Source organism: Pseudomonas sp. Tri1, assembly GCF_017968885.1.
Taxonomy (GTDB): Bacteria; Pseudomonadota; Gammaproteobacteria; order Pseudomonadales; family Pseudomonadaceae; genus Aquipseudomonas.
Map to the genome: position 1 here is coordinate 956,343 of NZ_CP072913.1, position 24,023 is coordinate 980,365.

Here is a 24,023-nt window from a genome sequence, read left to right on the forward strand (position 1 = left end):
ACCTGTATGCAGCTGGACCCCGCGAGCGGTTGGTGCGATGGCGTGCGTCATTGCCCATCGCCCAACTTCAATGCGCGCCCCGAGGGTGAGATCTCTCTGCTGGTGATCCACAACATCAGCCTGCCGCCGGCACAGTTCGCCACGGGCAAGGTGCAGGAATTCTTCCAGAATCGTCTGGATGTCACGGAACATCCCTACTTTGCCGGTATTGCCGACCTGCGCGTGTCTGCGCATTTCCTGATCGAGCGTGACGGCAACGTGACCCAGTTTGTCTCCTGTCTGGATCGTGCGTGGCATGCAGGCGTCTCGTGCTTTGAGGGGCGGGAGACGTGTAACGATTTTTCCATAGGCATCGAGCTTGAAGGCACCGATGATCTGCCTTTCACCGACGCACAATATGCCGTACTGGTGGACCTGACCCGGCAGTTGCAGGCAGCGTTCACGGCGATCACGGTGCAGCGTATCTGCGGGCACAGCGACATTGCCCCTGGGCGCAAGACCGATCCGGGGCCGGCATTTGACTGGGCGCGCTATCGCGTGGCCCTGACAGAAGGGGAAGGACAATGAGTTTTCTGGTGTTGCTGCTGGCGGTGTGGATCGAGAAGTTCTCGGCCTTGCGCCAGCGGATCCAGCGCGACGGCGGTTGGTTGCGCGAACTGAACAAGCTGGAGGCGAGCCCGCGTTGGGCTAACCGGCCCTGGTTGGTGCTGGTGGTGATGGTTCTGCTGCCCGTGGCAGTGCTGGCGCTGCTGCTGTGGGTGCTGGAGCCGGTGGCCTATGGCCTGCTGGCGTTGCCGGTGCATTTGCTGGTGGTGATTTACAGCCTGGGGCGCGGCGATCTATTGGCAGACCTGGGGCCGTTTCGCGATGCGTGGCGTCGCGAAGACCTGCAAGCGGCGGCCCATGTGGCCAAGCGCGACCTGGGTATTGAAGCCGATGACGGCGAACGGTTGCTGGAGCGGGTCCAGGGGCATTTGTTGTGGCAGGCCTACCAGAGTTTTTTTGCGGTGATTTTCTGGTACTTCCTGTTGGGCCCGGTCGCGGCCCTGAGCTATCGCCTGCTGGCCCTGGCCGCCGAGCACAGCCAGAACGCCGGCGTGGCCGAGCGGGCCGCGCAGATGCGCCATGCCTTCGACTGGGTGCCGGTGCGGCTGCTGGCGGCGAGCTTCGCCCTGGTGGGCAACTTCGTGGCGGTCAGCCGGGTCATGCTCCATGAGCTGTTGAACTGGAACATCAGCGCCGCCGACCTCATCGACAAGGTTGGCCTGGTGGCCGGCGAGATTCCCGCGCCCGTCGCCGGGCCGGATGGCATCAACAGCCTGGATCGGCTCTGGGAGTTGCTGCTGCGTTCGGCGGTGCTCTGGTATGCCGGGTTTGCGTTGTGGACGGTGTTGGCTTAGGCAAGCACGTTCTCTGGTGGCGAGGGAGTTCTGTGGGAGCAAGCCCTGCTCCCACAGATAAACGGCCTCGCCACAAAATCATGTCAGGCCTTTCTCGTTAACCTTAAGTTACAAATCTCCCCATCGATTTAAGCTATACAGAGACAGCGCCCGAATAGTGGCTTTCTGCTGTCCCTGCGCGCCTGCCCATAAAAATAAAAAACCTACCGGGAGACTTCCTAGTGAAGAGTTTGCTCTGGCCCGCCGTCGCGCTGATGAACCGCCTGAGCTTCGGCATGAAGTTCAGCCTGATCAGCGTGTTGTTTCTGCTGCCGATGCTGGTGACCAATTTCTTTCTGGTGCGTGATTCCTATCGGGAGTTCCAAGGTACCCAAGTGGAGCTGCAAAGCCTCGACCTGCTGGGCAGTAGCCTGACCCTGCGGCGGGACCTGGAAACCCTGAACAACCTGGTGCAAATCAACGCCAGCCTGGGCCAGTCCGGCAAGGCCGGTGATGTGGAAGCGCAGATTGGCACCCTCGAGCAACACGTGCTTGCGCGCCTGCAAGGCATGACGGCCATGGCGGTCGAGCCTGAGCAGGTCAGCGCCTTCGATGCCAAACGCGACGAAATGATTGCCGCGTTCAAGGCCCAGCAGGCCGAAAGCTCCCTGCAAAGCAAAAGCTCGTCGATTGGCAAGCTGCTCAACAGTGCGCAGATGTTCAACCAGATCATCGCCAGCCAGGCGGGTCTGAGCCGCGACAACCAGAGCGATATTCGTCAGCTCACCGAACTGATTATCGGCATTACCCCCAAGGTCACCCAGCTCCTCGGCGATGGCCGGGCGCTGGGGGCTTCCTCGCTGGGATTGGGGTTTCTCAATTCGGCGTCGAGCACCCGGTTCGACGAGTTGCTGGCACAGATCGAAAAACTCCAGGGTGAATATGACTTGAAGCTGCAGGATGCCCTGGGCTCCAGCAAGGCCGCCGGGCAGGCTCTTGCCGATCAGGCCAGCGGCAGCAAGAGCACCCTTAAAAAGGCCAGTGAGCTGATCGAAGAGCAGGTGGTGATGGCCGACACCCTCGATGCGCCATGGCCGGCATTTTATGAGCAGGTCAGCAGCCTGATGGAGCAGACTTACCGGCTGAATGAGGCGACCCAGGGCTTTCTCGGTGTCCAGTTGCAGCAGCGTCTGGAGCAGAATCGCAGCCATATGGTGTTGCAAGCCGCCGCGTTGGCGTTGGTGTTTCTGTTGATTTTTTATCTGTATGCCGGCTTCTACGCTTCGACCCGCACCACGCTCCAAGACCTCGGCCAGATGATGGACAAGGTCGCCGCAGGGGACATGACGGTCAATTTCGTGGCTCGCAGCAAGGATGAGCTGGGCGAGTTGGGCGAAGTGTTCAACGGCACGGTGGCGAAGATCCATGACTTGATCGAGCAGGTCGGCCGCACCGTTGCTGAAGTCGAACGCCAGGCCGGGCAGGTGGAAACGGTATCGGCCCAGAGTAACCAGGCCGTCGCCGGGCAGCGCAGCCAGATCGAACTGGTGGCCACGGCGATGAACCAGATGTCGGCCACGGCCCAGGAAGTGGCGCGCAGTGCCGCCGCAGCGGTGAGCAGCGCCCATAGTGTGAACGACGAAACCCTCAGCGGGCGTGGGCTGGTGGAGTCCCAACAGGGCAGCATCGCCCGGTTGGCCAGCGAGATCGATCAGTCGGTGCAGGTGATCAATCAACTGGCGACTGACAGCCAGGCCATCAGCCGGGTACTGGACGTGATCAAGAGCATCGCCGAGCAGACCAACCTGCTGGCCCTCAACGCCGCCATCGAGGCGGCTCGGGCTGGAGAGCAGGGGCGCGGCTTTGCGGTGGTGGCCGATGAAGTGCGGACCCTGGCCAAGCGAACCCAGCAATCGACCGAAGAAATCGAAGCGATGATCAGCCGTCTGCATGGCGGCGTGGGGGCCGCCGTCAAGGCCATGGGTACCAGTCATGAGATGGCCAGCGGCACGGTCGGTCAGTCGGAAAAGGTCCAGCAGGCCCTGGAAAATATCCTCGGTGCTGTCGGCATGATCGTTGACCAGAACCAGCAGATCGCCGCTGCCGTGGAGCAGCAGACAGCAGTGGCCCACGACATCGACCAGAACATTGTCGAAATCAACCGTGCCGGCGAACGTACCGCGCAAGGCGCGCACCAGACCGAAGACGCCAGCCGAGAGTTGTCCGCGCAGGTGGTGCAGCTCAAGCAGTTGATCAATGCGTTTCGGGTGTGATTTTTAGGCCTGTCACAGAACCATTGTGGGAGCGAGCTTGCTCGCGATGGCGGAGCATCAGTCGACAACTAGTTGCCTGACACTCCGCTATCGCGAGCAAGCTCGCTCCCGCAGGTGTTTTACCAGTTGAACAGTTCGCGGGCGTTGGCGGTACTGGCCTCGGCCAGACGCTCAGGCGTCACCGCCATGATCCCTGCCAGTGCCGCGCAAATCGCCGGCAAATGCGCCGGGCTGTTGCGCTGTCCGGGAAACATCGCCGGGGCCATGTCCGGTGAGTCGGTTTCCAGCACCACCGCTTGCAGCGGCAATTTCGCCAGCACCCGGTGCATGCGCAAGGCCTGGGGCCAAGTGGCGGCACCGCCGAGGCCGAGCTTGAAGCCAAGCTTGATGTACTCGCGGGCCTCTTCAAAACTGCCGGCGAAGGCGTGGATAATCCCCGCACGCTTGAGGCCAATGCGCTTGAGGGTGGCGATCACCGCGGCATGGCTGCGGCGCACGTGGATCAGCGCCGGCAGTTCGAATTCCGCCGCCAGTTGCAGTTGCGCTTCGAACAACGCCTGCTGACGCTCACGGTCCAGGGTTTCGATGTAGTAATCCAGGCCGATTTCCCCCACCGCACACAGCTGTCGATGCCCAGCCAGGCGGGTCAGCCACTCGCGCAATTGCGTCAGGTCTTCGGGGCGATGCTGGTCCAGATAAACCGGGTGCAGGCCCAGGGCGGCGTGCAGGTCGGGGTCGCCTTGCACCAGGTCCCAGACCCGCTGCCAGTTGTCCCGATACACCCCCAACACCACCATTTGCCGGACGCCCAAGGCGCGGCTTGCGGCCAGCAGCGCCGGGCGGTCCGCGTCGAAGTCCGGGAAATCCAGGTGGGTGTGGGTGTCGATCAGCTCCACGCTTCAATCCTAAAAAATGCTCAGCCCTGATGAATGCGCTGCTTGAAGGTCCGCGCAATGGCCTGCACACCGGGGCGGTAGTCATCGTTTTCGATGGCCGCCAGTGCCAATTCCAACGCCTTGTCGGCGATCAGTTGATGTTGTTGGGACATGGCGTTGACCGGCAGCGGCAGGAAGTCCAGCAATTGCGTGTCGCCGAAGGTGCCCAGGCGCAGCGGGCGCGACTTGAGCGGGAAATCGTGCAGGGCGTCGAACACCCCTTGCAACAGCACATAGGAAGTGGTGATCAGCGCATCGGGCAGGTGCCCCAGACGCGCGAGCATTTCATTCATCAACTGGCGACCGCACTCACGGCTGAACGACTCGCCGTGTTCGATCAGCACCTGGCCTTCGAACCCGGCCAAAGCCTCGCGAAAGCCAGCGGTCCGTTCCTGGCTGATGCTCAGCTCGGGGCGGGCGCTGATCAGCGCGATTTGCCGAGGATGGGTCTCCAGCAGGCTGCGGGTCAGTTGCAGGCTGGCCTGGCGGTCGTCGCTGATGACCGAGCAGAAGTGCGCAGGCTCCATCACCCGGTCGATGGCGATGATCGGAATGCCCTTGGCCTGCAATTGACGGTAACTGTCGTCACCGCTTGGCAAACAACTGGCAACGATCAGCGCATCGCAGCGCCGGGCGCGGAACAGCTGCAGCAATTGCCGCTCGCTGTCGGGAGCGTCGTCGGAGCTGGCGATCAGCAATTGATAGCCCCGTGCCCGTGCGCCCTGTTCCAGCAGCTTGGCGATACGCGCGTAACTGGGGTTTTCCAGGTCCGGCAGGATGAAACCCAGGGTACGGGTGTGCCGGCTGCGCAGCCCGGCGGCCTGGGGGTTGGGGGTGAAACCATGTTCTTCGACCACCGCCCGCACCCGTTCGACGGTGGCGCTGCTGATGCGTTGTTGTTCGGCCTTGCCATTGATGACATAGCTGGCGGTGGTCACGGACACACCGGCCAACTGGGCAATATCACTGAGTTTCAACCCGGTTTTCCTTATTTTTTCGAGTTTGCCCCGACAATAAGGGCCATCCTACCCGATTCGAGATGACGGTCACCGTCCAAGCGCTTACGACAAGTTGCACTTCAAGGATGAGAGATTATCGAGTAACGTGCCAATCTTTCTAGATTAAACGTTTCAGCAAGCGTATTTTCAAGGTTAGCAGGATTTTTTGGCCGTGCTGCCGCGATACCGCCAAAAGCCATCCTGTAACGCTAAGCTGATTCATTCAAAACAATACCTGGCGCCAACCGGACGCCAAAAAGGAGAAAGCATGCTCGAGCTCACTCTAGAGCAGATATCCATGGCTCAGACGGCTGTGGATAAAGACGCTGCGCTGCAACTGCTCGCTGACAAACTGGTGGCCGATGGCCTGGTGGCTGAGGGCTACCTCGCCGGCTTGCAGGCCCGCGAAGCCCAGGGCTCGACCTTTCTTGGCCAAGGTATTGCCATTCCCCACGGTACTCCGCAAACCCGCAGTCTGGTTAATTCGACCGGCGTGCGCCTGCTGCAATTCCCCGAAGGGGTGGACTGGGGCGATGGCCAGATCGTTTACCTGGCCATCGGCATTGCGGCCAAGTCCGACGAACACCTGCGCCTGTTGCAACTGCTGACCCGTGCCCTGGGTGAGACCGACGTCGGCCAAGCCCTGCGCCGTGCCGGTTCCGCCGAGGCCTTGTTGAAACTGTTGCAAGGCGCGCCGCAGGAACTGGCCCTGGACGCGCAGATGATCGGCCTCGGTGTGTCGGCTGACGATTTCGAAGAGTTGGTGTGGCGCGGCGCTCGGCTGCTGCGCCAGGCTGACTGTGTCAGTAACGGCTTTGCTGGCGTGCTGCAACAAGTCGAAGCGCTGCCCCTGGGCGATGGCCTGTGGTGGTTGCATAGCGAACAGACCGTCAAGCGCCCGGGCCTGGCCTTCGTGACCCCGGACAAACCGATCCGCTACCTCGGCCAGCCGTTGAGCGGGCTGTTCTGCCTCGCCAGCCTCGGCGAAGCCCACCAGGCCTTGCTGGAGCGGCTCTGCGCGTTGCTGATCGAAGGCCGTGGCCACGAGCTGGGCCGCGCCACCAGCAGCCGCAAAGTACTGGAAGTGCTCGGCGGTGAACTACCCGCCGACTGGCCCAGCGCGCGCATCGGCCTGGCCAATGCCCATGGTTTACATGCACGTCCGGCGAAGATCCTCGCGCAGTTGGCGAAAAGTTTCGAAGGCGAAATCCGCGTGCGCATCGTTGACGGCCAGGACAGTGCCGTGTCGGTCAAGAGCCTGAGCAAACTGCTGAGTCTGGGCGCTCGTCGTGGTCAGGTCCTGGAGTTCATTGCCGAACCGAGCATTGCCAACGACGCGTTGCCGGCGCTGCTGGCGGCCATCGAGGAAGGCCTTGGCGAAGAAGTCGAGCCGCTGCCGCCACCGAGTGCGCCGCGAGAGCCCGCGATGGCCGAAATCACCACCGTCATGCTCGCCCCCGAATCCGGTAGCCTGATTCAGGCCGTCGCTGCGGCCCCGGGCATTGCCATCGGCCCGGCCCACATCCAAGTGCTGCAAGCCATCGATTATCCGTTGCGCGGTGAGTCGGCGGCCATCGAACGCGAGCGCCTGCAGAACGCCTTGAACCAGGTGCGCCGCGATATCCAAGGCCTGGTCGAACGCGCCAAGGCCAAGGCTATTCGCGAAATTTTCATCACCCACCAGGAAATGCTCGACGACCCGGAGCTGACCGACGAAGTTGACACCCGTTTGAAGCTGGGTGAAAGCGCGCAAGCGGCGTGGATGGGCGTGATCGAAGCCGCCGCGAAAGAGCAGGAGGCCTTGCAGGACGCGCTGCTCGCTGAACGAGCCGCCGATCTGCGGGACGTTGGCCGTCGGGTGCTGGCGCAATTGTGCGGTGTCCAGACCCCGAACGAACCCGATCAACCCTACATCCTGGTGATGGATGAAGTCGGTCCGTCTGACGTGGCCCGTCTGGACCCGACCCGGGTGGCAGGGATTCTTACCGCGCGCGGCGGCGCCACCGCCCACAGCGCCATTGTTGCCCGGGCCTTGGGTATTCCGGCGCTGGTAGGTGCCGGTGCGGCCGTGTTGCTGCTGGCGCCGGGCACGTCGTTGTTGCTGGACGGCCAGCGCGGGCGCCTGCACGTCGACCCGGATGCGTCCACTCTGCAACGGGCCGCTGAGGAGCGCGACACCCGCGAGCAGCGCCTCAAGGTCGCCGCCGAGCAGCGCCATCAACCGGCGCTGACCCGTGACGGCCACGCCGTGGAAGTGTTTGCCAACATCGGTGAGAGCGCCGGCGTCGCCAGCGCGGTGGAGCAGGGTGCCGAGGGCATCGGCTTGTTGCGTACCGAACTGATTTTCATGGCCCACAACCAGGCGCCAGACGAAGCGACCCAGGAAGCCGAATATCGCAAGGTCCTCGATGGCTTGGGCGGGCGGCCATTGGTGGTGCGCACCCTGGACGTGGGCGGTGACAAACCGCTGCCATATTGGCCGATCGCGAAAGAAGAAAACCCGTTCCTCGGCGTGCGTGGCATTCGCCTGACACTGCAACGTCCGCTGATCATGGAAGCACAATTGCGCGCGTTGCTGCGCTCGGCCGACAACCGTCCATTGCGGATCATGTTCCCGATGGTCGGCAGCGTCGATGAGTGGCGCCAGGCCCGGGCCATGACCGAGCGCCTGCGCCTGGAAATCCCGGTGGCGGACCTGCAACTGGGGATCATGATCGAAATCCCGTCCGCCGCGTTGCTGGCGCCGGTGCTGGCCAAGGAAGTCGACTTTTTCAGCGTCGGCACCAACGACCTGACGCAATACACCCTGGCCATCGACCGTGGTCACCCAACCCTTTCGGCCCAGGCCGATGGCTTGCATCCGGCGGTGCTGCAACTGATCGACATCACCGTGCGTGCCGCCCATGCCCATGGCAAATGGGTCGGCGTGTGCGGCGAATTGGCGGCCGACCCGTTGGCGGTGCCGGTATTGGTGGGCCTGGGTGTGGACGAGTTGAGCGTTTCGGCCCGCAGCATTGCCGAGGTCAAGGCGCGGGTCCGCGAACTGAGCCTCGCGCAGGTACAAACCCTGGCCCAAGAGGCCTTGGCCGTGGGCAGCGCCGATGACGTGCGCGCATTAGTGGAGGCGCTGTAATGGCGAAGATTCTTACCCTGACCCTGAACCCGGCGCTTGACCTCACGGTGGAGTTGGCGCGCCTGGAACCGGGCCAGGTCAACCGCAGCGACGCCATGCACGCCCACGCCGCCGGCAAGGGCGTGAACGTGGCCCAGGTGTTGGCCGACCTCGGCCATACACTGACGGTCAGTGGTTTTCTTGGCGAAGACAACGCCCAGATGTTCGAGGCGCTGTTCATCCAACGCGGGTTTGTCGACGCTTTTATCCGCGTGCCCGGCGAAACCCGCAGCAACATCAAGCTGGCCGAGCAGGATGGCCGCATCACTGATCTCAACGGTCCGGGCCCAGTAGTCGACGAAGCCGCGCAGCAGGCGTTGCTGGAGCGCCTGGAGCAGATCGCTCCCGGCCACGACGTCGTGGTGGTGGCCGGTAGCTTGCCCCGTGGTGTCAGCCCGCAATGGTTGCAGGCGTTGATCACACGCTTGAAAAAACTCGGCCTGAACGTGGCCCTCGACACCAGTGGTGAAGCGTTGCGCGTTGCACTGGCAGCGGGGCCGTGGTTGATCAAGCCGAACACCGAAGAGCTGGCCGATGCGCTGGGTTGCGAAGTGGTGAGCGAATTGGCCCAGGCCCAAGCGGCGCAGCGTCTGCATGCCCAGGGCATCGAGCATGTGGTGATTTCCCACGGTGCTGATGGCGTGAATTGGTTCAGCGTCGGTTCGGCCCTGCATGCCTCGCCACCCAAGGTCAGCGTCGCCAGCACCGTGGGCGCCGGGGATTCGCTGCTGGCCGGCATGCTGCACGGCCTGCTCAGCGCCGACACGCCGGAGCAGACCCTGCGCACCGCCACGGCCATTGCGGCCATGGCAGTCACGCAGATCGGTTTTGGTATCCACGACACCGCGTTGCTGGCGTCGCTTGAACAGGGCGTGCGCGTGCGCCCCCTGACAGAACAATAAGAGGGTTCGCAAGATGAAATTAGCCATTGTGACGGCCTGCCCCAACGGCATGGTCACCAGTGTGTTGTGCGCCCGCCTGCTGGACGCGGCGGCTCAGCGCCAGGGTTGGAGCACCAGTGTCGAAGTACATGATGCGGCTCACCCGGAACGCCAGTTGTCGGCAGCGACCCTTGAAGCGGCCGAGTGGGTGTTGCTGGTCGCCAGCGGCCCGGTGGATATGTCGCGCTTCGTCGGCAAGCGCCTGTTCCGCAGCACCCCGGCGCAAGCCCTGCAAGATGTCGATTCGGTGCTGCGTCGCGGCGCCGAAGAAGCCAAGGTTTTTGTCGAGTCGGACGTACTGGAAGAGGTTGCACCGGTATCGGCTGACCGCGCTCCGCGTCTGGTTGCCATCACCGCTTGCCCAACCGGCGTTGCCCACACCTTCATGGCCGCCGAGGCGTTGCAGCAGGCGGCGAAGAAACTTGGCTACGACCTGCAAGTGGAAACCCAGGGCTCGGTGGGCGCACGCAATCCGTTGAGCCCCGAGGCCATCGCCGAGGCCGATGTGGTGCTGCTGGCCACCGACATCGAAGTCGCCACCGAGCGTTTTGCCGGCAAGAAGATCTTCCGCTGCAGCACCGGTATCGCCTTGAAACAAGCCGAAGCGACGCTGAACAAGGCGTTGGTCGAAGGCCGTCAGGAAAGCGCCGCGAGCGGTGCCTCAGGCCCGGCCAAGTCGGAAAAGACCGGTGTCTATAAACACTTGCTGACCGGCGTGTCGTTCATGCTGCCGATGGTGGTGGCCGGTGGTCTGTTGATTGCCTTGTCGTTCGTGTTCGGCATCACCGCGTTCAAGGAACCTGGCACGCTGGCGGCGGCGCTGATGCAGATCGGCGGCGACACCGCGTTCAAATTGATGGTGCCGCTGCTGGCCGGTTACATTGCCTATTCCATCGCCGACCGCCCGGGCCTGGCGCCGGGGATGATCGGCGGGATGCTCGCGAGCACCTTGGGCGCCGGTTTCATCGGCGGGATCATCGCCGGTTTCCTGGCCGGTTACGTGGCCAAGGCGATCAACCGCTACGCACGTCTGCCCCAGAGCCTGGAAGCGCTCAAGCCGATCCTGATCATCCCGCTGCTGGCGAGCCTGGTCACCGGGCTGGTGATGATTTACATCGTTGGCAAACCGGTGGCGGGCATGCTCGAGGCGCTGACCCACTTCCTCGACAGCATGGGCACCACCAACGCGATTCTGCTGGGCGTATTGCTGGGGGCGATGATGTGCGTCGATCTTGGCGGGCCGATCAACAAGGCCGCCTATGCGTTTTCGGTGGGGCTGTTGGCTTCGCAAAGTTATGCCCCGATGGCCGCGACCATGGCCGCCGGGATGGTGCCGCCGATTGGCCTGGGCATCGCCACCTTCATCGCCCGGCGCAAGTTCGCCCAGACCGAGCGCGAGGCCGGTAAAGCCGCGCTGGTATTGGGGCTGTGCTTCATCTCCGAAGGGGCGATTCCGTTCGCCGCCAAGGACCCGCTGCGGGTGATCCCGGCCAGCATTGCCGGTGGCGCGCTGACCGGTGCGCTGTCGATGTACTTCGGCTGCAAACTCATGGCCCCCCACGGAGGCCTGTTCGTGATGCTGATCCCTAATGCCATCAACCATGCGCTGTTGTACTTGCTGGCGATCGTGGCGGGGAGCCTGCTGACGGCCGTGGCGTATGCACTGCTCAAACGGCCTGAGGTGGTGGAGATGGCGTTGGAGCCGGCAAAGGCCTGACCCCTCCCTTGAAGCAATGAAATCCCCTGTGGGAGCGAGCTTGCTCGCGATAGCGGAGTGTCAGACCACATTTTTGTCGGCTGATACACCGCTATCGCGAGCAAGCTCGCTCCCACAATGGTTTTGGGGTGTTCACAAGATCCCTGTCACACCCGATTAACACTGCCATGCTTAAGTCTCCCCATTTAAGGGAGAGCACCATGAGCGAATTCGACCTGGGCCGTCGCCGTGTGATGCAGGCTGTGGGGGCGGGGTTGTTGTTGCCGGGGCTGGCGCCGGCGGTGATGGCTTCGGTCAAGGATCGTCCGGTGCTCACCGATGGTGTGCAATCGGGCGATTTGCAGGGCGACCGGGCGATGATCTGGAGTCGCAGCGACCGCCCGGCACGGATGGTGGTGGAGTGGGACACCCGCAGCAAATTCAGTAATCCGCGCCGCATCGTCTCGCCACTGGTCGACTCGCGCAGCGATTTCACCGCCCGGGTCGAACTCACGGGGCTGCCACCGGACCAGGCGATTTTCTACCGCGTGCATTTCGAAGACGCCCGGAGTGGCGTTGCCAGCGAGCCCTGGCTCGGTCATTTGCGCAGCGTGCCGCAGTTCAAGCGCAACATCCGCTTTGTCTGGAGCGGCGACACCGTCGGCCAGGGTTTCGGGATCAACCCGGACATCGGCGGCATGCGCATCTATGAAGCCATGCGCCTGCGCCTGCCGGACTTTTTTATCCACAGCGGCGACACCATCTACGCCGACGGCCCGGTACCGGCGCAGATCCCCACGGAGGGCGGTCGCGTCTGGCGCAACCTCACCACCGACGCCAAGAGCAAGGTTGCCGAGACCCTGGATGAGTATCGCGGCAACTACCGCTATAACCTGATGGATGAAAACGTGCGCCGCTTCAATGCCGAGGTGCCGCAGATCTGGCAATGGGACGACCATGAAGTGGTCAACAACTGGTCGCCAGGCAAGCAACTGGACGAGCGCTACCAGAACAAGGATATCCACAGCCTCGTTGGCCGGGCGCGGCAGGCCTGGCTGGAGTACGCGCCGATGCGCTTGCAGAAGGCCGACGACGGCGGGCGAATTTATCGCAAGCTCGGTTACGGGCCGATGCTGGATGTGTTCGTGCTGGACATGCGCAGTTATCGCGCAGCCAATGACGCCAACCTCGGCGCGGCCAAGCCCTTCCTGGGGCGCGAACAGTTGGATTGGCTCAAGCGCGGATTGAAGCACTCGCGCGCCCAATGGAAGGTCATCGCCGCCGACATGCCCATCGGTCTGGGCGTGCCGGATGGCGAGGTCAGCCCCGGCGTGCCGCGCTGGGAGGCGGTCGCCAACGGTGACCCGGGCCCGGCCCAGGGGCGCGAACTGGAGATCGCCGAGTTGCTCGGTTACTTGCGCAAGCACCAAGTGCGCAACTACGTCTGGCTCACCGCCGATGTCCACTATTGCGCCGCCCACCACTACCACCCGGAACAGGCCGCGTTCCAGGATTTTGAACCGTTCTGGGAGTTCGTCGCTGGGCCGTTGAACGCCGGCAGCTTCGGCCCCAATGCCCTGGACAAGACCTTCGGCCCCGAAGTGGTATTCCAGAAGGCACCACCGGCCCAGAACACCTCGCCGTTTGCCGGGTATCAGTTCTTTGGCGAGGTGAATATTGACGGACAGAGCGGGGAGATGAGTGTGGTGTTACGGGACTTGGAAGGCGTGGCGGTGTTCGAGAAGAAGTTGCAGCCGGTTTGAATCCGGAGCCCAGCACAAGACCCATGTGGGAGCGAGCTTGCTCGCGATGAGGGCGGGTCAGTCGACATCATGGTCGGCTGACACTCCGCTATCGCGAGCAAGCTCGCTCCCACAGGGGGATGAGGTGTTACTTGCAATTGGGGGCCGTCAGTAGACATCCCGCCGATATCGCCCTTGCTCGATCAGCCGTTCCACTTCCTCGCGTCCCAGTACCATGTTGAGCACGTGATCCACCCCTGACGCCATACCCTGCAGGCTGCCGCAGACATAGATCACTGCGCCGTCGGCGAGCCATTGCTTGAGCAGTGCCGCCGATTCCAGCAGGCGATCCTGGACGTAGATTTTTTCTTGCTGATCCCGGGAAAACGCCAGGTCCAGGCGTTCCAGGTCGCCGGAGGTCACCCATTCCTGTAGTTCGTCGCGGCAGTGGAAGTCGTGTTCGCGGTTGCGCTCGCCAAACAGCAGCCAGTTGCGTTGCATGCCTTCGGCGACGCGGCCCTTGAGCAGGCTGCGCAGACCGGCCAGGCCCGTGCCATTGCCCAGCAGGATCATCGGTACGCCTTGGGGCGGCAGGTGGAAGCCGCTGTTGCGGCGCACCCGCAGGCTGATGGCGCAGCCCAACGGCGCGTGTTCGGTGAGCCAACCGGAACCGACGCCCAGGCTGCCGTCGGCGTGGCATTCCTGACGCACGATCAGCTCCAGTACGCCGTCAGCCGGGATCGAGGCAATGGAGTATTCGCGCAGCGCCAGCGGCGCCAGTGCATCCACCAATGCCTGGGCATGCAGGCCGACCAGATGGGCGCGGTTTTCCGGCAGGTGGCGGGTCGCCAAGGCCTGGTCGAGGCTTTGTGGCAAGCCGTCGACCTGCACGCGCGCGTTACCGGAGATACCCAGGCCGTCGAGGAAGTGTTCGATGGCCCCCAGGTCATTGCGCGGCAGGATCTCCACCAGGTCGCCGGCCAGCCAACTGCTCGGGCTGGGGGGCGTGAGGCCCAGCAGGTAGACGCCCGAGCCACTGCTGTCAGGGTTGAGCAAGGTGCGTTGGCTGAGTGTCCAGTTATCGAAGCTTGGTGCCTGCCAGGTGTCCAGCGGAGCTTGGCCGGTCAGCTCAGCCAATTGTTGTTGCCAGTGACGCAAGGCGTAAGGGTCGCCGCTGTCGACTTCCACCGGTGCGAACAGGGTTTTGCCACCTTGCTCCGCCAGCCAGGCGTGCAGGCGCCGGGCAAAACCGCAGAAGTTTTCGTATTGTCGGTCGCCCAGGCCCAGTACGGAATATTGCAAGCGCTCCAGGCTCAGGGCCTGGCCCAGCACCTTGCGCTCGAAACCCCGGGCGCTGTCCGGCCCTTCACCGTCACCAAAGGTGCTGACAACGAACAAAGCGTGGGTGGAACTGCTCAGGTCTTGCTCGCTGACACCCGCCAGCGGCTGGACCTTCACCGGCAACCCGGCGGCCTGGAGCTGGCCGGCGGTCTGCCAGGCCAATTGTTCGGCGAAACCGCTCTGGCTGGCGAAACCGATCAGCCACGCCGGCGCATCGCTCGGGTTGGCGGCGAGTGCCTGGCGTGCCTGCTTGACCTGGCGCTTCTTGCGGCGACGGTCCAGGTACAGCAACCAGCCGGTGATGAAGAACAGCGGCATGGTCAGCGCGGCGACGGTCACCAGGATCCGCCCGAGCAGGCCAAAATAACTGCCGACATGCAAGGCATAGATGCTGGTCAGCAACTGCGCCTTGAGGCTCTTGTCACTGTAGCGGCTGTGTTGGCTGACGACACCGGTGACCGGGTCGAGGATGAGTTGGTTCAGTGCCCGGTCGTGGGGGGAGTTTTTCAGCAGGTAGAACACCGTGGCCGGTTGCCCGGCCACAGGTGGCATGCGCACGTTATAGGCGGACAGGTCCGGACCGGCGGCGCTATAGATGCTGCTCCACATCGCCCGGTAATCGGCGACCGGCGGTGGGCCCTCAGGAGCCGGGCCGCGGTTGCGCACCCGTTCCTCCTTGGGTGAATCCGAAAGCAGGCGGGTCACGCCTTTGTTGTACCACTCGTAAGACCAGGTCAGCCCGGTCAGTGCCGCCAGCAGATAAAACACCAGGCACCAGGTACCGGCCACCGAATGCAGGTCCCAGTTGAAGCTGCGGCCTTTTTTTGCCCAATCGAGGGTCAGCCAGGCGCGCCAGCTTTGCCACTGGCGCGGCCAGCGCAGGTACAGCCCGGACAGGCAGAAAAACACCAGGATCAGCGTGCAGGCCCCGGTGATCTGCCGGCCCACGTCGTCCAGGGCGAGGATGCGGTGCAACTTGAGCATCAGGCCGAAGAAGTCCTGGCCCACCACATCGCCCATGAACCGGCCGTTGTAGGGGTTGAAATAGCGCATTGGGCCGCGTTTCTCCCCGGGTGGGGCGGCGAAGATCGCCCGGGCGGCGTTGCCGCTGTCGGTCTCGACCCAGAGCATGGCGACGGTTTTACCGGAAGCGGCCTCGATCTGTTCCACCAGTTCTGCAGGCGGCAGGACGCCGGCCGGTTGTTTCTCGACCATCAACACCTGCGGGTTCAACGCCCGCAGGATCTCGTCCTGGAACGATACGGCCGCCCCGGTAATGCCCATCAATGCCAGGACCAGCCCGGCACTGATGCCAAAAAACCAGTGCAACTGGAACAGGGTTTTCTTCAACACGTCACTCGCCTTTGAGTCATTACTGTTCATCACGGCGCGCATGTTATCGAGAATCATTCATAAACACACATAAAAGCTATGTTTTATGGGGATGAGCGAGGCTTTTTGTGCCCGATAGCCAAGTGGATGATGTATCGAGCACCTCCTTGTGGCGAGAGGATTTATCGAAACGTCGCATCACCCCGCCGGGCTGTGGGAACAAAGCTTGCTCGCGAAACAGGCGCCTCGACTTCTGAAAAACCGCATTGCCTGCATCGCGAACAAGCCTTGCTCCCACAAAAAAGCCCGTGACACAGTCACGGGCTTTCGGGTCCGGCGATCAGCGCGTTATACGTAGAACGACTTCAGCGGCGGGAAGCCATTGAATTCCACGGCGCTGTAACTGGTGGTGTAGGCACCGGTCGAGAGCCAGTACAGGCGGTCACCGATGGCCAGGTTCAGCGGCAAGCCATACTTGTAGTTTTCGTACATGATGTCGGCACTGTCGCAGGTTGGGCCGGCGATGACCACTTCTTCCATCTCGCCTTTCTTCTCGGTCCAGATCGGGAACTTGATGGCTTCGTCCATGGTTTCGATCAGGCCGGAGAACTTGCCCACATCGGTGTACACCCAACGCTCGACAGCGGTACGGGACTTGCGCGCCACCAGCACCACTTCACTGACCAGGATGCCGGCGTTGGCGATCAACGAACGGCCCGGCTCCAGGATGATTTCCGGCAGGTCGTCGCCGAAGTCTTCCTTGAGGAAGCGGATGATTTCTTCGGCGTAGGTTTCCAGGCTGTTGGTGCGGGTGATGTAGTTGGCCGGAAAGCCGCCGCCCATGTTGATCAGCTTCAGGACGATGCCGTCTTCTTCTTTCAGGCGTTCGAAGATCACCTTGACCTTGGCGATGGCCGCATCCCAGACGCTGATGTCGCGCTGTTGCGAGCCGACGTGGAACGAAATGCCATACGGCACCAGGCCCAGGTCACGAGCCAGGATCAGCAGGTCCATGGCCATGTCGGTCTGGCAGCCGAACTTGCGCGACAACGGCCAGTCAGCGGTGGTCGAACCTTCGGTGAGAATACGCACATAGACTTTCGAGCCCGGCGCGGCCTTGGCGATGTTGCGCAGGTCGGCTTCGGAGTCGGTGGCATACAGGCGCACGCCCTTCTCGTAGAAGTAGCGGATGTCGCGGGATTTCTTGATGGTGTTGCCGTAGCTGATCTGGTCCGGGCCGACGCCGCGGCTCATGACCTTGTCCAGCTCATAGATCGAGGCGATGTCGAAGTTCGAGCCTTTATCCTTGAGCAGGTCGATGATTTCCACCGCCGGGTTGGCCTTGACGGCGTAGTAGACCTTGGCGAATTCGAAACCAGCGCGCAGGTCGTCATAGGCCTTGGAGATCATCGCGGTGTCGATCACCACGAACGGGGTTTCCTGCTTGTCGGCGAACGCTTTCATTTTCTGGAAGGTTTCGCGCGCGAAATAATCTTCGACCTGGATCGACATACTTGGGACTCCTACTGGCAAACATCAGGATCAATGGGTGTGAGGGCAAGCAGCCCTCGTGAACGTCCTCCGTATCCCCACTTTGGTTCGCCTACTTCCCAAGGCATGTCGCCGAAAGCAAAAAGGCCATGGGATGCATGATGCCCTTGGCCTTGCTGTCTCGTCGTCAGTACTTGAGCCGGATGGATCGTTTCCAGCATGGACGTTCGGCGCGAACTTTAGGGCGTGAGGGGCCTGAGATCAACTAAAAATGTCGCGTTTTTGCACACATCCGTCGTGCGGCCCGCGACAGCTCATGATGTAACCGACCTGCGTGACAGATTGATGTTCCCTTGGATCGGTTTTTCAAGGAGGCTGATGATCGTGCCCACGCTCTGCGTGAGCACGCAGCCCGGGACGCTCCGCGTCCCCAAAGCCGAACGCGGAGCGTCCGTGGAGGCATCCCCACGCAGAGCGTGGGAACGATCAGTCGAAGGCTGCTGTGCCCGATCAGGCCGACGCTGTCTCGGCCGGCGAAACAATGCTGGTCTTGCCGCCACGGGACTTGCCGGAGCTCAGGTACTCGGCGATCGATTCCTGGGTCACTTCGCCAAGGAACACCCGTTCGGCGTCCATCACCGGCAGCCACGAACGGTTGAATTCGTACATGCGCGACAGCAGGATCCGCAAATGCTCGTCGTAGGCCGCCGTGGAGTTGAACTCGCGCAGGAACTGCGCGCAGGTGCCGGTCTGGCGGTACAGGTCGCGACGGCGGACGTACCCCAGGGCCTTGTTCTCGGCGCAGGTGACCACCACATAGCGCCGGTCATGTTCGTCCATCAGCTCCAGTGCTTCAGCTACAGGCGTCTCCGGGCTGACCGACGGGGCGTTGTCCGCCGCGTCTTCGGCCTTGACCAGCAACAGGCGCTTGAGGGTGCTGTCCTGGCCGACGAAACTGCTGACGAACTCATCGGCCGGATGCGCGAGCAAGGTGTCCGGGTGATCGAACTGGACCAGCTTGCCGGCGCGGAAGATCGCGATCTTGTCGCCCAGCTTGATGGCTTCGTCGATGTCGTGGCTGACCATGATCACGGTCTTGTTCAGCGCCCGTTGCATCTCGAAAAACTCGTTCTGGATCATCTCGCGGTTGATCGGGTCCACCGCGCCGAAGGGTTCGTCCATCAACAGCAGCGGCGCATCGGCCGCCAGGGCGCGGATCACGCCAATTCGTTGCTGCTGGCCGCCCGACAGTTCACGGGGGTAGCGATGCAGGTATTGCTTGGGTTCGAGCTTGATCATGCTCATCAGCTCGCGAGCACGGTCGTGGCATTTCTGCTTGTCCCAGCCGAGCAGGCGCGGAACCACAGTGATGTTTTCCTCGATGGTCATGTTCGGGAACAGGCCGATCTGCTGGATCACATAGCCGATGTTGCGGCGCAGGGTCACTTCGTCCAGGCCGGTGGTGTCCTCGCCATTGATCAACACCTTGCCCGAGGTGGGCGGGATCAGGCGATTGATCATCTTCAGCGTGGTGCTTTTGCCACAGCCCGACGGCCCGAGGAACACACAGATCTCGCCTTCGTTGACGATCAGGTTCACCGAGTCCACGGCCTTGACGTCCTTGCCGTTGCTCTTGAAGGTTTTGCTGAGGTTTTGAAGTTCGATCATTTCAGTAATCCTTTTGGGGTCAGCGAGCGTTGCAGCCATTGCAGAAGCAGGTCGGCGAAGATGGCCAGGAGACTGACCAGCACGGCGCCGACGATCAGCATCGACATGTCGCTGCGGCTGATGGAAGCGAGGATGAGCACGCCCAGGCCACCGGCACCGATGGTGGCGGCGATGGTCATGACACCGATGTTCATGACCACGGCAGTGCGCACGCCGGCCAGGATCACCGGCACGGCGATGGGCAGTTCGACCATGCGCAGGCGCTGGCCGAAGGTCATGCCGATGCCGCGGGCGGCCTCACGGATGCCCGGTTCCACGCCGGTCAAGGCCAGGTAGGTGTTGCGCATGATCGGCAGCAGGGAATAGAGGAACACGGCGGTGATCGCCGGCATCGGGCCCAGGCCCTGGCCGAATTTGGAATAGAACGGCAGCAGCAGGCCGAACAGTGCAATCGACGGAATCGTCAGCAGCACCGTGGCGCTGGCCTGTAACGGGCCGGCGAGCGCCGGGAAGCGGGTCATGAAGATGCCCAGCGGCACGCCGACCACAATCGCCAGGGTCACGGCGATGCCCACCAGGGTGATGTGCTGCCAGGTCAGGTTCAGTACCAGCGGCCAGTCCAGATGGGAAAAGGCGTCAAGAAAATCCATGGCTTTTCCTCCAGGTCATTGGGTTGAGAGCAGGGAATGCTGGCGCAGGAAATCGGCGGCAACGGTGGAAGGGCTTTCGTGGTTGACGTCCACGCGGGCGTTGAGCTGGCGCATGGTTGCGTCGTCGAACAGCTCGGCCAGGGGCTTGAGCTGTTCGGCCAGTTGCGGATGCGCGTCGAGGAACGCCTGGCGCACCACTGGCGCGGCGGTGTAGTCGGGGAAGTAATGCTTGTCGTCTTCCAGCAACTTCAGCTTGAACGCGTTCAGCCGGCCGTCGGTGGTGTACACCAGGCCGGCAAATACCTGGCCGTTGCGCAGGGCGGTGTAGACCAGCCCCGCATCCATCTGCCGGATGTTCTTGCGAGTCAGGTTCATGCCGTACTGCTCGACCATGCCCGCCAAACCATCGGAGCGGTTGGCGAACTCAGTGTCCAGGGCCACCAGGTGGTTATCGTCGGCTTCGGCCTGCAGCACCGTGTTCAACTGGCTGATGCTGTTGATCTGCGGGTATTGGCGGGCGATTTTTTCCGGCAGGGCCAGGGCGTAGGTATTGCTGAATTTCGACGGGGTCAGCCAGACCAGGCCTTTTTTCGCGTCCAGTTCCTTCACTCGGGCGTAGGACTGGGCGCTGTCGAGTTTCTCGGTGACGTGGTTGTAGGCCACCAGCGACACGCCGGTGTATTCCCACAGCATGTCCAGTTGCCCGGTTTCATGGGCACTGCGGGCCAGGTTACTGCCCAAGCCACCGGTGATCTGCGCGTCGTAGCCCCTGTTGCGCAGGTATTGCGCGGTGATTTCCGCCAGCAGCGTCTGTTCGGTGAACACCCGGGCGCCGAGGCGGATCAGGGGTTTTTCAGCAGCGTGGGCGAATCCTGCGAACAGCAGGACACAGCCCAGTATCAAGCTCAACTTCTTCATAAACGATTCCTTTATCCGGCCAGGCTTATGACGGGCGCAGACCGCGCTCCAGCCAGAGGCGGCTGGCCAGTGTCACCAGGCCGTCGAGCAGCAACGCCAGCAGGGCGGTGCAGGCCGCGCCGAGCAGCAGCTGCGGCTGGTTGTTCAAGGCGATGCCGGGGAAGATCAGGCTGCCGAGGCTGTTGGCGCCGATCAGGAACGCCAGAGGCGCGGTACCGACGTTGATCGCCAGCGCCACCCGCACGCCACCGATGATGATCGGCACGGCATTGGGCAATTCGACTTTCCACAGCACCTGGCGCGGGGTCATGCCGATGCCGACGGCGGCTTCCTTGAGCGAACCCTGGACGTTTTTCAGGCCTTCATAGGTGTTGCGCACGATGGGCAGCAACGAGGCGAGGAACAGGGCGAAGATGGCGGGCCCGCTGCCGATGCCCAGGATACCCAGGGCGATGGCCAGTACGGCCAGGGGCGGTACGGTGTTACCGATGTTGAACACTTGCATGAAGCGCTCGGCGCGCCCGACCAGGCTGGGGCGGCTCAAGGCGATGCCGGCCGGGATGCCCACGAGCAGGGCAGCCAGCATGGATGCCAGGACAAGCATCAGGTGCGCTTGCAGGTAAAACAGCAGATCGTCGTGGTAGCGTTGGATCGTATCGATGCCGATCCAGTGGACCAACAGGGCCAGGAGAGCGACGACGACCGCACCTCCGATAAGCCCTTTGCCATAGCGGATAGCCACAGGCGGACTCCTTTGTCTTTCAGTCGGCGCACGCCTTCCCGGGCGGCGAACCATCACTGGTTGCCGGGAAAACGTTCGCGAGAAGCAGCTCTTTTCAATGCCGGTAAACGGCCTGTCATTCGAGCCATGAGCGCAGCCTCGTCAGGCTAACTTGCTGATTTTTCAGACCCTGACGAATAGCCGTAGCAGGGTGGTGGACGCCTCCACGCGGCAAAAGGTTCCCATGTCGAGGAAGATCTGGCCACCCTGGATGTGCTCAACGGTTCGGTTCCTGGCACAAGTTGAGCTATAATCGCCGCCCTTTTTTGAATCACCTGCCAGGCGATTTCCCATGACCAAACAGGCCGCCGAAGTCGCGAAACGCCGCACTTTCGCCATTATTTCCCACCCCGATGCCGGTAAGACCACCATCACCGAGAAGCTCTTGCTGATGGGCAAGGCGATTGCGGTCGCCGGCACGGTGAAATCTCGCAAGTCCGACCGCCATGCCACCTCCGACTGGATGGAAATGGAAAAACAACGGGGTATTTCCATTACCACGTCGGTCATGCAGTTCCCGTATCGCGATCATATGATCAACCTGCTCGATACCCCGGGCCACGAAGACTTCTCCGAAGACACCTATCGCACCCTCACGGCGGTGGACTCGGCGCTGATGGTCCTCGACGGCGGTAAAGGCGTCGAGCCACGCACCATCGCGCTGATGGACGTCTGCCGTCTGCGGGACACGCCGATTGTCAGTTTCATCAACAAACTCGACCGCGACATCCGCGACCCGATCGAACTGCTCGACGAGATCGAAGCGGTCCTGAAGATCAAGGCGGCGCCGATCACCTGGCCGATCGGCTGCTACCGCGACTTCAAGGGCGTGTACCACCTGGCCGACGACTACATCATCGTCTACACCGCCGGTCACGGCCATGAGCGCACCGACGTCAAAATCATCGAGAAGCTCGACTCCGACGAGGCCCGCGCGCACCTGGGCGACGAGTACGAGCGCTTCGTCGAACAACTGGAACTGGTGCAGGGCGCCTGCCATGAGTTCGACCAGCAGGAATTTCTCGACGGCCAACTGACCCCAGTGTTCTTCGGTACCGCCCTGGGCAACTTCGGTGTCGACCATGTGCTCGACGCCGTGGTCGACTGGGCCCCGCGCCCGCTGGCCCGCGTCGCCAATGAGCGCACCGTGGAGCCGGTGGAAGAGAAGTTCGCAGGCTTCGTGTTCAAGATCCAGGCGAACATGGACCCCAAGCACCGCGACCGCATCGCCTTCATGCGCATCTGCTCGGGCAAATACGAAAAAGGCATGAAGATGCGCCACGTGCGCACCGGCAAGGACGTACGCATTGGCGACGCCCTGACCTTCTTCTCCTCGGAACGCGAGCAACTGGAAGAGGCCTTCGCCGGCGACATCATCGGTTTGCATAACCACGGCACCATCCAGATCGGCGACACCTTTACCGAAGGCGAGACCCTGAGCTTCACCGGCATCCCGCACTTCGCTCCAGAACTGTTCCGCCGCGTGCGCCTGAAAGACCCGCTCAAGTCCAAGCAACTGCGTCAGGGCCTTCAGCAACTGGCCGAAGAAGGCGCCACCCAGGTGTTCTTCCCGGAACGCAGCAACGACATCATCCTCGGCGCAGTGGGTGTGCTGCAGTTCGACGTGGTCGCCAGCCGCTTGAAAGAGGAATACAAGGTCGAGTGCTCCTACGAGCCGATCACCGTGTACTCCGCTCGTTGGGTGGAATGTGGCGACAAGAAGAAATTCGAAGAGTTTTCCAACAAAGCCGTGGAAAACCTTGCCTTGGACGGCGGCGGTCACCTGACCTACCTGGCCCCAACCCGGGTCAACCTGGCGCTGATGGAAGAGCGCTGGCCGGATGTGAAATTCCGTGCGACGCGTGAGCATCATTAAGCGCTGAGCTATACACCCAAAACCCCGCACCGAAAGCTGCGGGGTTTTTTATTTCCACCTGGGCGCCACCCATCCCCTGTGAGAGCGAGCTTGCTCGCGATAGCAGACTGTCAGGCAATTCAGCGCTGGCTGACCCACCGCCATCGCGAGCAAGCTCGCTCCCACACTGGATCTTCAGTGGGCGAAAAACTTGTGTTTGGCACAGATCCCCTCGTGGAAGCGAGCTTGCTCGCGATGGCGGTGGGCCAGCTTGCCTGGATGTTGGATGTGTCGGCCTCTTCGCGGGCAAGCCCGCTCCCACATTGAATGTTGGGTGTTAGTTGGTTTGGAAATAACACTTATTCGAAACCAATCTGTCGCGTTGCGGCATTTCTGTCTGTTCTGAAGCGTCCTATCTGGTGAACCGGCCTGTTCAGAACTAGATTTTCTTGAGCGCCATCAGGCCCCCGGCTTTATCCGGAAAAGAAGGAATTGGCTATGAACAAGCTTCTACGCATGATGTTTTTGCTGAAGGTTTTGGTAATGCTGTCCCTGGGCTCCACGGCCGTGTGGGCGGAATGCGATGAGCACGAGCAGCACGCGTCGAGTGGGCAAGTGGTGCAGGGTGAGTTGATGCTGGCGGCGTCCGATTCGGAGGCTGGTGACCCGGACGATGGCGAGGACGATGATGGTTCGCCAGTCGATCCGCCGGACGGTGATGAAGATGAAGAGGGGGAAGGCGATAGCCAGACGTAGATCTCTGACCTAAAGAAAACCCCTCCAGCCCCAACTGAGACTCAGTCGGGGCTGGAGGGTTTTTTATGCAGGGTGCATGGCCCAAGGCGAAGACT

General features: G+C 62.3%; 17 protein-coding genes. 9 read left to right on the forward strand and 8 right to left on the reverse strand.

Annotation, left to right across the window (positions count from 1 at the left end):
* Window positions 1–6: 6 nt before the first annotated feature.
* The 3 genes from ampD (at window position 7) to J9870_RS04085 (ending at window position 3,652) form a co-directional block, all read left to right on the forward strand.
* Window positions 7–567, forward strand: a complete 561-nt coding sequence (gene ampD, locus J9870_RS04075; RefSeq protein ID WP_210642806.1) for a 1,6-anhydro-N-acetylmuramyl-L-alanine amidase AmpD — start codon at window positions 7–9, stop codon at window positions 565–567.
* Complete coding sequence (gene ampE / locus J9870_RS04080) at window positions 564–1,400, forward strand: regulatory signaling modulator protein AmpE (RefSeq protein ID WP_210642807.1); 837 nt, start codon at window positions 564–566, stop codon at window positions 1,398–1,400. The genes ampD and ampE overlap by 4 nt, the downstream gene beginning before the upstream one ends.
* Before the next feature lie 221 nt (window positions 1,401–1,621).
* Entirely contained in the window at window positions 1,622–3,652 is a 2,031-nt protein-coding gene (locus tag J9870_RS04085) for a methyl-accepting chemotaxis protein (protein ID WP_210642808.1), read from the forward strand.
* Between the two features lie 119 nt (window positions 3,653–3,771).
* On the opposite strand, the gene J9870_RS04090 is transcribed toward J9870_RS04085, so the two are convergent.
* Both J9870_RS04090 and cra read right to left on the reverse strand, forming a co-directional pair.
* Window positions 3,772–4,548: a TatD family hydrolase gene (locus J9870_RS04090; RefSeq protein ID WP_210642809.1), complete on the reverse strand. Its 777-nt coding sequence runs from the start codon at window positions 4,546–4,548 to the stop codon at window positions 3,772–3,774.
* Between the two features lie 20 nt (window positions 4,549–4,568).
* A complete protein-coding gene (gene cra, locus J9870_RS04095) occupies window positions 4,569–5,564 on the reverse strand; it encodes a catabolite repressor/activator (RefSeq protein WP_210642810.1) in 996 nt (331 codons plus the stop codon).
* A gap of 289 nt (window positions 5,565–5,853) precedes the next feature.
* On the opposite strand from cra, the gene ptsP reads away from it, so the two are divergent.
* From ptsP to J9870_RS04115, 4 genes are all read left to right on the forward strand, one after another.
* On the forward strand, window positions 5,854–8,718 hold the full coding sequence (gene ptsP / locus J9870_RS04100; protein ID WP_210642811.1) for a phosphoenolpyruvate--protein phosphotransferase: 2,865 nt from the start codon (window positions 5,854–5,856) through the stop codon (window positions 8,716–8,718).
* On the forward strand, window positions 8,718–9,659 hold the full coding sequence (gene pfkB, locus J9870_RS04105; RefSeq protein ID WP_210642812.1) for a 1-phosphofructokinase: 942 nt from the start codon (window positions 8,718–8,720) through the stop codon (window positions 9,657–9,659). Before ptsP ends, pfkB begins: the two co-directional genes overlap by 1 nt.
* A gap of 13 nt (window positions 9,660–9,672) precedes the next feature.
* Window positions 9,673–11,415 carry a PTS fructose-like transporter subunit IIB gene (locus tag J9870_RS04110; protein ID WP_210642813.1) on the forward strand — a complete coding sequence of 581 codons (1,743 nt, stop codon included), beginning with the start codon at window positions 9,673–9,675 and terminating at the stop codon, window positions 11,413–11,415.
* 200 nt (window positions 11,416–11,615) lie between these two features.
* Window positions 11,616–13,157 (forward strand): alkaline phosphatase D family protein, encoded by a 1,542-nt coding sequence (locus J9870_RS04115; protein ID WP_210642814.1) that lies wholly within the window; start codon window positions 11,616–11,618, stop codon window positions 13,155–13,157.
* A gap of 147 nt (window positions 13,158–13,304) precedes the next feature.
* On the opposite strand, the gene J9870_RS04120 is transcribed toward J9870_RS04115, so the two are convergent.
* The 6 genes from J9870_RS04120 to J9870_RS04145 all read right to left on the reverse strand — a co-directional run bounded on the left by J9870_RS04120 (window position 13,305) and on the right by J9870_RS04145 (window position 21,278).
* A complete protein-coding gene (locus J9870_RS04120) occupies window positions 13,305–15,830 on the reverse strand; it encodes a sulfite reductase flavoprotein subunit alpha (protein WP_210642815.1) in 2,526 nt (841 codons plus the stop codon).
* A gap of 327 nt (window positions 15,831–16,157) precedes the next feature.
* Window positions 16,158–17,321, reverse strand: coding sequence for a type III PLP-dependent enzyme (locus J9870_RS04125; RefSeq protein ID WP_018611340.1), 1,164 nt, complete (start codon window positions 17,319–17,321; stop codon window positions 16,158–16,160).
* Between the two features lie 489 nt (window positions 17,322–17,810).
* The gene (locus J9870_RS04130; RefSeq protein WP_210642816.1) at window positions 17,811–18,968 is read right to left on the reverse strand and encodes an ABC transporter ATP-binding protein; all 1,158 of its coding nucleotides are present in this window, start codon (window positions 18,966–18,968) and stop codon (window positions 17,811–17,813) included.
* Window positions 18,965–19,618 carry an ABC transporter permease gene (locus J9870_RS04135; protein ID WP_210642817.1) on the reverse strand — a complete coding sequence of 218 codons (654 nt, stop codon included), beginning with the start codon at window positions 19,616–19,618 and terminating at the stop codon, window positions 18,965–18,967. Before J9870_RS04135 ends, J9870_RS04130 begins: the two co-directional genes overlap by 4 nt.
* A gap of 15 nt (window positions 19,619–19,633) precedes the next feature.
* Entirely contained in the window at window positions 19,634–20,536 is a 903-nt protein-coding gene (locus tag J9870_RS04140; protein WP_210642818.1) for a glycine betaine ABC transporter substrate-binding protein, read from the reverse strand.
* A gap of 25 nt (window positions 20,537–20,561) precedes the next feature.
* Window positions 20,562–21,278 carry an ABC transporter permease gene (locus tag J9870_RS04145; RefSeq protein WP_210642819.1) on the reverse strand — a complete coding sequence of 239 codons (717 nt, stop codon included), beginning with the start codon at window positions 21,276–21,278 and terminating at the stop codon, window positions 20,562–20,564.
* A gap of 331 nt (window positions 21,279–21,609) precedes the next feature.
* On the opposite strand from J9870_RS04145, the gene J9870_RS04150 reads away from it, so the two are divergent.
* Both J9870_RS04150 and J9870_RS04155 read left to right on the forward strand, forming a co-directional pair.
* Window positions 21,610–23,193 carry a peptide chain release factor 3 gene (locus tag J9870_RS04150; RefSeq protein WP_210642820.1) on the forward strand — a complete coding sequence of 528 codons (1,584 nt, stop codon included), beginning with the start codon at window positions 21,610–21,612 and terminating at the stop codon, window positions 23,191–23,193.
* A gap of 477 nt (window positions 23,194–23,670) precedes the next feature.
* The gene (locus J9870_RS04155) at window positions 23,671–23,928 is read left to right on the forward strand and encodes a hypothetical protein (protein WP_210642821.1); all 258 of its coding nucleotides are present in this window, start codon (window positions 23,671–23,673) and stop codon (window positions 23,926–23,928) included.
* Window positions 23,929–24,023 lie beyond the last annotated feature (95 nt).